Here is a 10,557-nt window from a genome sequence, read left to right on the forward strand (position 1 = left end):
TGAATACATCGATTACTACAACCATGATCGAATCAAGATGGGGCTGGCCGGCCTGAGTCCCGTGGCATACAGGAATCAGGCCGCAGCAGCCTAATCAAAGATTGTCCAACAAATGGGGCGCACCTCACCCTGTGGGAGCGGGTTTACCCGCGAAGAGGCCCGCTCAATCAACACAAGAACAACAAGAGACCGCCCATGCCCCAGCCAAGCTACTCCCAGGGCAATCAGGACAAACCCCTGCTTACCCAGTGCATCGGCGACGCCTTCGACACCACCGTCGCACGCTTCCCCGACCGCGAAGCCCTGGTAGTCCGCCACCAGGCCCTGCGCTACAGCTGGCGGCAACTGGCCGCAGCCGTCGACCAGCACGCCCGCGCGCTGATGGCGCTGGGCGTGCAGCCCGGTGACCGCCTCGGCATCTGGGCGCCCAACTGCGCAGAGTGGTGCATTACCCAGTTCGCCAGCGCCAAGGTCGGCGCAATCCTGGTCAACATCAACCCGGCCTACCGCTCCAGCGAACTGGACTACGCCCTTGGCCAGTCCGGCTGCCGCTGGGTGATCTGCGCCGACGCATTCAAGACCTCCGATTACCACGCCATGCTGCTGGGCCTGGTCCCGGGCCTGGCCAGCGGCCAGCCGGGCAACCTGATCTGCGAGCGCTTCCCCGAGCTGCGCGGCGTGGTCAGCCTGGCCGCCGCGCCACCGCCGGGCTTCCTCGCCTGGCACGGCCTGCAAGCCCGAGCTCACGCCGTCAGTCGTGAAGCCTTGGCCGAGCGCCAGGCACAATTGCGCGGCGACGACCCGATCAACATCCAGTACACCTCGGGCACCACCGGTTTCCCCAAAGGCGCCACCCTCAGCCACAGCAACATCCTCAACAACGGCTACATGGTCGGTGAAAGCCTGGGCCTTACCGAGCATGACCGGCTGGTGGTACCGGTGCCGTTGTACCACTGCTTCGGCATGGTCATGGCCAACCTCGGCTGCATGACTCACGGCAGCACCCTGATCTACCCCAATGACGCCTTCGACCCGCTGGCGACCCTGCGTGCGGTGGCGGAAGAAAAGGCCACTGCGTTGTATGGCGTGCCGACCATGTTCATCGCCGAACTGGACCACCCGCAGCGTGGCGAGTTCGACCTGTCGAGCCTGCGCACCGGGATCATGGCCGGTGCCACCTGCCCGATCGAAGTGATGCGCCGGGTTATCGGCGAGATGCACATGGCCGAGGTGCAGATTGCCTACGGCATGACCGAGACCAGCCCGGTGTCGTTACAGACCGGCGCCAGCGACGACCTGGAGCGCCGCGTGACCAGCGTCGGGCGTACCCAGCCGCGGCTGGAGAACCAGGTGATCGATGCTGACGGCAACACTGTGCCGCGTGGCGAGATCGGCGAGCTGTGCACGCGGGGTTACAGCGTGATGCTGGGCTACTGGAACAACCCCAAGGCCACGGCCGAAAGCATCGATGAAGAAGGCTGGATGCACACCGGCGACCTGGCGGTGATGGATGAGCAGGGCTATGTGCGCATTGTCGGGCGCAGCAAGGACATGATCATTCGCGGCGGCGAGAACATCTACCCGCGCGAACTGGAGGAGTTCTTCTTCACCCATCCGGCGGTGGCCGATGTGCAGGTGATTGGCGTGCCGTGCAGCAAGTATGGCGAAGAGATCGTGGCCTGGGTGCGGCTGCACCCGGGGCATACGGCCAGCGCGGAAGAACTGCGCGAGTGGGCGAAGGCGCGGATTGCGCATTTCAAGGTGCCCCGGTACTTCCGCTTTGTCGATGAGTTCCCGATGACGGTGACCGGCAAGGTGCAGAAGTTCCGCATGCGCGAGATCAGTGTCGAGGAGCTGTCTGCCGGGTGATGTGTTGCCTGTACCGACCACTTCGCGGGTAAACCCGCTCCCACAGGTACTGCACAGGCCTCAAGAGCAGTGGAGAACCTGTGGGAGCGGGCATGCCCGCGAAGAGGCCAACACAGGCAGTAGATGACCTCAGCCTTGCAACAACTCCGGGCTGTTGAAGTTGCTCAACCTGCGATCATTGTCGGCACATGCCAGCCCCTGCACGGCCTCACGCAGCAAGGCCTTCTGCAAACTCCGCTCACCCGCCGCCCAGGCCTGCTCCAGCACCGGCAATACCCGGCGTGGCAGCACACTGAACATTGGCTGCCAGTACCCACTCTGGCGCACCATGGCCGCACTGTCACTGGCCACCGCCAAGCGCAGCAGGTCCTCGATCAACTCCCGGTCAACCAGCGGCGCATCACAGGCCAGCAGCACCACCCATTCATGCCGCGCCACCTTGAGCCCGGCAATCACCCCCGCCAGCGGCCCGGGGTAGTCAGCCTCGGCATCGCCCACCAACTGGTCGGCATACGCCCGGTAGGCCTCCTGATTACGGTTGCAGGAAATCACCAGATCATCGCTGAGTGGCCGTACCACGCGTTGCACATGCGCCACCAGCGGTTCGCCCTGCCAGTCGAGCAGGCCCTTGTCACGGCCGCCCATGCGCTGGCCGCGGCCACCGGCGAGAATGAGGATGGAGCAGGAGGGCAGGGCATCAGGCATGAAAAAGGGTTCCGGGCAGTCATTGCCGGGAACCCTCCCATTTCACGCGGGGCTTGTCCAGTCAGCTTTCGCGGGTCACGGTCTGCGTGTCGGCATTACCCGCCTGGTATCGCTTGGCAAGGCGCATCACCACCACGAAGAACACCGGCACGAACACCACCGCCAGGGTGGCGCTGAGCATGCCGCCGATCACGCCGGTGCCGATCGCCTGCTGGCTGGCCGAACTGGCGCCGCTGGCGATGGCCAATGGCACTACGCCCAGAATGAACGCCAGCGAGGTCATCACGATCGGCCGCAGGCGCAGGCGCGCGGCCTGCACGGCGGCATCGACGGCATCGACACCCTGGTCGGTCAGGCTCTTGGCGAACTCGATGATCAGGATGGCGTTCTTCGCCGACAGGCCGATCAGGGTGATCAGGCCGACCTTGAAGAACACGTCGTTGGGCATGCCGCGCAGGGTCACCGCCAGCACCGCACCGAGCACGCCGAGCGGCACTACCAGCAGTACTGCCGTGGGGATCGACCAGCTTTCGTACAGCGCTGCCAGGCACAGGAACACCACCAGCAACGACAGCGCCATCAGCATCGGTGCCTGGCTGCCGGACAGCCGTTCCTGCAGCGACAGGCCAGTCCATTCCAGGCCGGCGCCGGCCGGCAGCTGAGCTACCAGGCGCTCGATTTCGGCCATGGCTTCGCCCGAACTGTAGCCGGCCGCCGGCTCGCCGGAAATCGACACCGCCGGGTAGCCGTTGTAGCGGGTCAGTTGCACCGGGCCGCTGACCCACCTGGCCTGGACGAATGCGCCCAGTGGCACCATCTTGCCGCTGTCGTTGCGCACGTGAATCTTCAGCAGGTCTTCGACCTGACTGCGCTGGTCGCCTTCGGCCTGCACCACCACCCGCTGCATACGGCCCTGGTTGGGGAAGTCGTTGACGTAGCTGGAACCTACGGCCACGTCCAGCACCGTGCCGATATCGGCAAACGACACGCCCAGGGCATTGGCCTGGCGGCGGTCGATTTCCAGCTGCACCTGCGGGCTTTCCGCCAGCGAGGCTTCGCGCACGTTGGTCAGCACCTTGCTCTTGGTGGCATTGGCCAGCAGCTCGTCGCGGGCGGCCATCAGCTCGGCATGGCCCATGCCGCCGCGGTCCTGCAGGCGGAACTCGAAGCCGGTCGACTCGCCAAGGCCATCGATCGGCGGCGGCAGCACAGCGTAGGCCACGGCGTCCTTGAGCTGGGTGAAGGCCATGGTTGCGCGGTCGGCGATCGACTGGGCGCTATCGTCGGCACCGCGTTCGGACCAGTCCTTGAGCGTGGTGAAGGCCAGTGCCGCATTCTGCCCGCTACCGGAGAAGCTGAAACCCAGGATCAAGGTGGTGTTGCCCACGCCCGGTTCCTCGGCGTTGTGCGCCTCGATCTGTGCCGCCACCTGTTCGGTGCGCATGCGGCTGGCACCTGGCGGCAGCTGGATGTCGGTGATGGTGTAGCCCTGGTCTTCGGTGGGCAGGAACGCCGTGGGCAGCTGGCTGAAGCCATAGCCCAGCACCGCCAGCAGCAGCGCGTATACCAGCAGGTAGCGGCCGCTGCGCTTGAGCGCCTGCATCACCCAGCGCTGGTAGCCGTTGCTCATGCCTTCGAAGCGGCGGTTGAACCAGCCGAAGAAGCCCTTGCGTTCATGGTGCTCGCCCCTGGCCACGGGTTTGAGCAGGGTGGCGCATAGCGCCGGGGTCAGGCTGAGCGCCAGGAACGCAGAGAACAGGATCGATACGGCCATCGACAGCGAGAACTGCTGGTAGATCACCCCCACCGAGCCTTGCATGAAGGCCATGGGCAGGAACACCGCCACCAGCACCAGGGTAATACCGACGATCGCGCCGCTGATCTGGCCCATGGCCTTGCGCGTGGCCTGCTTGGGCGGCAGGCCTTCCTCGGCCATGATCCGCTCGACGTTTTCCACCACCACGATGGCATCGTCGACCAGGATGCCGATGGCCAGCACCATGCCGAACAGGGTCAGCACGTTGACCGAGAAGCCCATGGCGAGCATCACGGCGAAGGTCCCCATCAGCGCCACCGGCACCACCAGCGTCGGGATCAGGGTGTAGCGCAGGTTCTGCAGGAACAGGAACATCACCGCGAACACCAGCAGCATGGCTTCGAACAAGGTGTTGATGACCTGCTCGATCGACACTTTGACGAATGGCGAGGTGTCGTAGGGAATGTCGTACTTGACGCCTTCCGGGAAGTAGCGCGCCAGGTCCTGCATCTTCGCCCGCACCAGGGTGGCGGTTTCCATGGCGTTGGCGCCCGGCGACAGCTGCACGCTGAAGGCGGTGGCCGGCTTGCCGTTCAGGCGCGTGCCGTACTGGTATTCCTGGGCACCGATCTCGACCCGGGCGACATCGCCGATGGTCACCGTGGAACCGTCCGGGTTGGCGCGCAGGACAATCGCAGCGAACTCCTCGGGGCTGCTCAGCTGGCCCTTGACCACCACGTTGGCGGTGATTTCCTGGGTGCTACGGCTGGGCAGGTCACCAATGCTGCCGGGGGCCACCTGGGCGTTCTGCGCGGCGATGGCCTCGGCCACGTCGTTGGGCGTAAGGTTGAAGCCGATCAGCTTGCGCGGGTCGATCCAGATGCGCATGGCACGTTCCGAACCGTACAGCTGGGCCTTGCCGACGCCCTTGAGGCGGCGGATCTCGTCCATCACGTTGCGCGCGAGGATATCCGACAGGGCGGTTTCGTCGAGCTTGCCGTCTTCGGAGGTGAGGGTGGCCAGCAGCAGGAAGCCGGTGGAGACCTTTTCCACCTGCAGGCCCTGCTGGGTCACCGGGCGTGGCAGGCGCGACTCGACCACCTTCAGGCGGTTCTGCACGTCAACCTGGGCCAGGTCCGGGTTGGTGCCCGGGGCAAAGGTGGCGGTGATGGTGGCGCTGCCCAGGCTGCTCTGCGACTCGAAGTACAGCAGGTTGTCGGCACCGTTGAGCTCCTGCTCGATCAGGCTGACCACGCTCTCGTCCATGGTCGCCGCCGAAGCGCCCGGGTACACGGCGTAGATCTCCACCTGCGGCGGGGCCACGTTGGGGTACTGGGCCACCGGCAGCTGCGGGATGGCCAGGGCACCGGCCAGCAGGATGAACAGGGCGACCACCCAGGCGAATACCGGGCGGTCGATGAAGAATTGCGGCATGAGTCAGGCCCTCACTGGCCAGTGTGCTGTGCGATGGGCGGTGCCCCTGATGCGTTGTCGACCTGCACCTGGTCACCGGCCTTGACGTGTTGCAGGCCCTCGACCACTACCTGCTCGCCGGGGGCCAGGCCTTCGCTGACGATCCAGCGGTCGCCCTGGGCGCTGCCCAGTACGACCTGGCGGTCGCTGACCCGGGCCTGCGGGTCGACCACCAGCACCTTGGGCACGCCGGCGCTGTCGCGCAGGATGGCGCGCTGCGGCACGCTCAGGCCCTTAGGCTGAACAGCCTGCTCCAGGCGCACGCGCACGTAGCTGCCGGGCAGCAGGTCGAGGTCCGGGTTGGGGAACTCGCTGCGCAGGGTGATCTGGTTGGTGCTGGGGTCGACGCTGATGTCGGAGAACAGCAGCTTGCCCGGCAGCGGGTAGGTGCTGCCGTCGTCCTGGATCAGCGTGGCACGGGCCTGGCCGTCACCGACCTGCTGCAGCTCGCCTGCACGCAAGGCGCGGCGCAGGGCGTTGAGTTCGCGAGTCGACTGGGTGACATCGGCGTGGATCGGGTCCAGTTGCTGGATGGTCGCCAGCGGCGTGGTCTCGTTCTGCCCGACCAGCGCACCTTCGGTGACCTGGGCGCGGCCGATACGGCCGGAAATCGGCGCGGTCACGGTGGCGTAGCCGAGGTTGAGGCGGGCGCGCTCCAGGGCGGCCTTGGCCTCGGCCACTGCGGCATCGGCCTGCAGGTAGCTGGCCTTGGCGTTGTCGTATTCCTGGCGGCTGACGGCCTTGTCGTCGACCAGCTCGCGGTAGCGCTGCTCTTGCAGGCGCGCCTGGTACAGGGTGGCCTCGGCCTTGGCCAGGGTGGCGCGGGCACTGTCATGGTCGGCCTTGAACGGTGCCGGGTCGATCAGGAACAGCACATCGCCCTGCTTGACGTCGCTGCCTTCGCGGTACACCCGCTTGAGCACCACGCCCGCGACCCGCGCGCGCACTTCGGCGGTGCGCGGCGCGAGGATGCGACCGCTCAGCTCACTGCTGATGGCCAGTGGCTGCAGTTGCAGGGTTTCCACCCGCACTTGCGGGGTGGGGGCTTGCTCATCCTGTTCGGCGCTGTCGTCGCAGCCGGCCAGGGACAGGCTCAGAAACGCCAGAAGCGCCAATGGGCGCAGGCGTGGGGGGAGGGTAGTAGACATACGGATCTTCCGATGATGACCGCCTGTATGCTACGGCAGGCGTTCCTTGGGTGGCTGTTAATACCTGTAGGACGAGTGTGAAAAAGTGTGAAGAACAATCCTGTCTACCTGTAGTGTTCTATATCCTGAGTATTCCTGTGCCGGCCTCTTCGCGGGTAAACCCGCTCCCACAGGGACCGCACAGCATCTGGAACCTGTGTGGTCCCTGTGGGAGCGGGTTTACCCGCGAAGAGGCCGGCAAGGCCTACCTCAACCCAGATTCCCAAGCGCCTATGCCGAATATTTTCCTGGTCGAAGACGACAGCGCCCTGTCCGAGCTGATCGCCAGTTACCTGCAACGCAACGACTTCCATGTTCAGGTGATCGCCCGTGGCGATCATGTGCTGGACGAGTATCGTCGGCAAAAGCCTGACCTGGTCATCCTCGACCTGATGCTGCCGGGCATCGATGGCTTGCAGCTGTGCCGCCTGCTGCGCCAGGAGTCGCAGGGCCTGCCGATCCTGATGCTGACCGCCCGCGATGACAGCCACGACCAGGTCCTGGGCCTGGAAATGGGCGCTGACGACTACGTGACCAAGCCCTGCGAGCCGCGTGTGCTGCTGGCCCGCGTGCGCACCCTGCTGCGCCGCAGCAGCGTCAACGAGCCGCGCCTGGACAACGACCTGATCCTGATCGGTGGACTGCGCATCGACCTGGCCGAGCGCACCGTGAGCTGGCGCGGCGAAGAGGTGGAGCTGTCCAGCGGCGAGTACAACCTGCTGGTGGTACTGGCGCGCAATGCTGGCGAAGTGCTGAACCGCGACCGCATCCTGCAGCAGCTGCGTGGTATCGAGTTCAACGGCACTGACCGCTCGGTGGATGTAGCCATCTCCAAGCTGCGGCGCAAGTTCGACGATAACGCCGGCGAAGCGCGCAAGATCAAGACCGTGTGGGGCAAGGGCTACCTGTTCAGCCGCGTCGAGTGGGAGTGCTGACCGCCCATGCTGAAGATACTGGTGCGGCTGTACCTGGTGATCATCGTCGCCTATGCCGGTGCGCTGTTGTTCATCCCTGACACCATCGTCGGCCTGTTCCAGGACCGCTTCATGGCTTACAACCTGGACCAGGCCAAGGGCGTGCAGTCGTTGATCGTGCGCCAGTTCCGCCAGGCCCCGCGCGAGCAGTGGCCGGCAGTGGAGCAGGAGCTGGCCAGTGATTTCGCGCCGCTGGAACTGCAGCTGCTGCGCATGGACCAGGCCGACTTGAGCGAGGATGAGCAGGCGCGCCTGGAGCACGGCCTGTACGCCGTGCGCATTGCCGAATGGGGTTATTACGAGACGGTGCTGGCGCCGCTGGACAAGGAATGGCTGGTGCGCCTGCACTCACCGCCAGACCCGCTGGACATCAACGTGCTGTCGTGGGGCGTGACCGTACTGATCGGTGCGGCCATGCTCGGCTGCCTGCTGCTGTGGGTATGGCCGCACTGGCGCGACCTGGAGCGCCTCAAGGAAACCGCCCGGCGCCTGGGCCAGGGGCAGATGGCCGAGCGTACGCACATTTCGCCGCACTCCAACATCGGTGAGCTGGCCGGGGTGTTCGACACCATGGCCAGTGACCTGGAGCGCCACGTCAACCAGCAGCGCGAGCTGCTCAATGCGGTGTCGCACGAGCTGCGCACGCCGCTGACCCGGCTGGACTTCGGCCTGGTGCTGCTGTTCGACGAAGTGCCGCCGGCCAGCCGCAAACGCCTGCTGGGGCTGGTGGGGCATGTGCGGGAGCTGGATGAGCTGGTGCTGGAGCTGTTGTCCTACAGCCGGCTGTACAACGCCGACCAGGCCCGCGAGCGGGTCGAGGTGTCGTTGCTGGAGCTGGTCGACAGCGTGCTCGGTGGCTTTGCCGAGGAACTCGATGGCCGGGGTATCCAGTGGGAGGTGCGGGCCGAGGGTGATTTGCCGCGTTTTGTGCTGGACCCGCGGCTGACGGCACGGGCGGTGCAGAACCTGGTGCGCAATGCCATGCGTTACTGCGACGAGAGCCTGTTGCTGCGCTTGCGCCTGGAAGAGGATGGTGCCTGCCTGGTAACGGTCGAGGATGACGGGATTGGTATTCCGGTGGAGGAGCGCGAACGGATTTTCCAGCCGTTCTACCGCCTGGACCGTAGCCGCGACCGCAATACCGGCGGGTTTGGCCTGGGGTTGGCGATCAGCCGGCGGGCGATCGAGGGGCAAGGCGGCACCTTGACCGTGGCGCAGTCGGCGCTGGGTGGGGCACAGTTCCGGATTCGCTTGCCTGCCGGGTGATGGGTTGCCTGTGCCGGCCCTTTCGCGGGTAAACCCGCTCCCACAAGGACCGCACAGATTTCAACCACTGTGGCGCACTTGTGGGAGCGGGTTTACCCGCGAAAGGGCCGGGCCTGCTAACCCTGCTCTGCCAGCTGGCTGGACCACAGCACAAAGCGGTCCTTGCCGCTGTGCTTGGCCTCGTACAGCGCCTGGTCGGCGCGCACCAGCGCCGTTGTCAGGCTGTCGCCCTGGTCCACCCGGGCCAGGCCGATGCTGATAGTCACCGGGTGCTCGCCAACGTCCTCGCGCACCCGTTGGCACAACGCCGCCACCCGTTGCTCGGCGCCTTGCTGGTCCAGCCCGTGGAAAAAGATCGCGAACTCCTCACCGCCCAGTCGGGCAAACTCGTAACCGGCCATGCTCGCTTTGATATGCAGGGCCACGCGCTTGAGCACTTCATCGCCCACGTCATGGCCGAAACGATCATTTACCCGTTTGAAGTTGTCGATGTCGATCATCGCCAGGTACTGCTCGGCCGTTGCCAGGCGCATCTGGCGGCCGGCCTGGGCCATGAACGAGCGGCGGTTGGGGATTTCGGTCAGGGCGTCGACATAGGCCTGTTCCAGCAGCACCTTGGACAGATAGAAGTTGTGCAGCTTGGCCTTGCGCATCTGCAGGTAGCTGTAGATGACCAGGCCGCTGAGGAACACCGCGTAGCTGAACAGCATGGCGCCTTCGAGCGCGTCCGCTTCGATACGGGTGTGGTAGAACGGGTTAAGCACCAACCAGGTGATGGCCATGGCACAGAAGAACGACCAGCGCCGAACCGGGAGCACCGACACCGCATACAGCACGGTGGAGACCCCGAGTACCAGCCACACCGGGCGCAGGGTCACCGGGATGCCATCGATCACCAGGCGCATGCCCACAGTGATGGTGGCGATGAACAGCAGGTTGAGCACGTCGAAGTGATGGCTGCGACGGGTAAAGCGCAACACCACGGTGAGGCTGATGAGCAGGGTGATGAACAGATAGGACAGCCAGGTGAAACCCTGGCCGCCGAGGAAGCTGACGATCAGGTCGAAGACCAGCCAGATCAGGATGCTGACGCTGAATACCAGCAGGCAGAACGGGCGCATGGCTTCGAATTCGTGCTGGCGGAATTCGGCGCGCAGGGCGGCGGGGGCGACCTGTTTGCGAACGTGGGCTTCGATGGTCTTGAACATCGCTGGGCTCCTGAGAGTACTGCTTTACCAGGCCTGGCCCTTTCGCGGGTAAACCCGCTCCCACAGGCCTCCCACAGCACTGGAAATCTGTGCGGTCCCTGTGGGAGCGGGTTTACCCG

Annotated in this window: 8 protein-coding genes; 4 read left to right on the forward strand and 4 right to left on the reverse strand. The window is 65.4% G+C overall.

The genetic code is table 11. The annotated features are described in order from the left end of the window. Positions 1–94 (forward strand): IS3 family transposase (locus J5M71_RS12390; protein ID WP_182275356.1); only part of this gene is annotated, 94 nt, incomplete at its 5' end. A 101-nt stretch (positions 95–195) separates the two neighbouring features. Beyond that, positions 196–1,869, forward strand: a complete 1,674-nt coding sequence (locus J5M71_RS12395) for a fatty acid CoA ligase family protein (protein ID WP_207832529.1) — start codon at positions 196–198, stop codon at positions 1,867–1,869. Positions 1,870–1,998: 129 nt separating this feature from the next. Here J5M71_RS12395 and mobA read toward each other — a convergent pair whose 3' ends face one another. The 3 genes from mobA to J5M71_RS12410 form a co-directional block, all read right to left on the reverse strand. Next, complete coding sequence (gene mobA / locus J5M71_RS12400) at positions 1,999–2,574, reverse strand: molybdenum cofactor guanylyltransferase MobA (RefSeq protein WP_207832530.1); 576 nt, start codon at positions 2,572–2,574, stop codon at positions 1,999–2,001. A gap of 61 nt (positions 2,575–2,635) precedes the next feature. After that, positions 2,636–5,764 carry an efflux RND transporter permease subunit gene (locus J5M71_RS12405; protein ID WP_207832531.1) on the reverse strand — a complete coding sequence of 1,043 codons (3,129 nt, stop codon included), beginning with the start codon at positions 5,762–5,764 and terminating at the stop codon, positions 2,636–2,638. An 11-nt stretch (positions 5,765–5,775) separates the two neighbouring features. After that, complete coding sequence (locus tag J5M71_RS12410) at positions 5,776–6,951, reverse strand: efflux RND transporter periplasmic adaptor subunit (protein ID WP_207832532.1); 1,176 nt, start codon at positions 6,949–6,951, stop codon at positions 5,776–5,778. Positions 6,952–7,223: 272 nt separating this feature from the next. Between J5M71_RS12410 and J5M71_RS12415 the strand changes: the two genes are divergently transcribed. Beyond that, on the forward strand, positions 7,224–7,925 hold the full coding sequence (locus J5M71_RS12415; RefSeq protein ID WP_003259958.1) for a response regulator transcription factor: 702 nt from the start codon (positions 7,224–7,226) through the stop codon (positions 7,923–7,925). Between the two features lie 6 nt (positions 7,926–7,931). Further along, positions 7,932–9,230, forward strand: coding sequence for an ATP-binding protein (locus J5M71_RS12420; RefSeq protein WP_207832533.1), 1,299 nt, complete (start codon positions 7,932–7,934; stop codon positions 9,228–9,230). Between the two features lie 116 nt (positions 9,231–9,346). Here the strand turns inward: J5M71_RS12420 and J5M71_RS12425 are convergent, their stop codons facing one another. After that, complete coding sequence (locus J5M71_RS12425; RefSeq protein WP_207832537.1) at positions 9,347–10,438, reverse strand: GGDEF domain-containing protein; 1,092 nt, start codon at positions 10,436–10,438, stop codon at positions 9,347–9,349. Positions 10,439–10,557 lie beyond the last annotated feature (119 nt).

The sequence above is a fragment of the Pseudomonas sp. 43(2021) genome (assembly GCF_017490805.1).
Classification (GTDB): Bacteria; Pseudomonadota; Gammaproteobacteria; order Pseudomonadales; family Pseudomonadaceae; genus Aquipseudomonas.

What these genes read in the sequence shown, in the direction of transcription:
- J5M71_RS12410 (WP_207832532.1), bottom strand. Translation starts at nt 6,951, where the DNA reads ATGTCTACTACCCTCCCCCCACGCCTGCGCCCATTGGCGCTTCTGGCG.
- J5M71_RS12405 (WP_207832531.1), bottom strand. Translation starts at nt 5,764, where the DNA reads ATGCCGCAATTCTTCATCGACCGCCCGGTATTCGCCTGGGTGGTCGCC.
- J5M71_RS12415 (WP_003259958.1), top strand. Translation starts at nt 7,224, where the DNA reads ATGCCGAATATTTTCCTGGTCGAAGACGACAGCGCCCTGTCCGAGCTG.
- J5M71_RS12420 (WP_207832533.1), top strand. Translation starts at nt 7,932, where the DNA reads ATGCTGAAGATACTGGTGCGGCTGTACCTGGTGATCATCGTCGCCTAT.
- mobA (WP_207832530.1), bottom strand. Translation starts at nt 2,574, where the DNA reads ATGCCTGATGCCCTGCCCTCCTGCTCCATCCTCATTCTCGCCGGTGGC.
- J5M71_RS12425 (WP_207832537.1), bottom strand. Translation starts at nt 10,438, where the DNA reads ATGTTCAAGACCATCGAAGCCCACGTTCGCAAACAGGTCGCCCCCGCC.
- J5M71_RS12395 (WP_207832529.1), top strand. Translation starts at nt 196, where the DNA reads ATGCCCCAGCCAAGCTACTCCCAGGGCAATCAGGACAAACCCCTGCTT.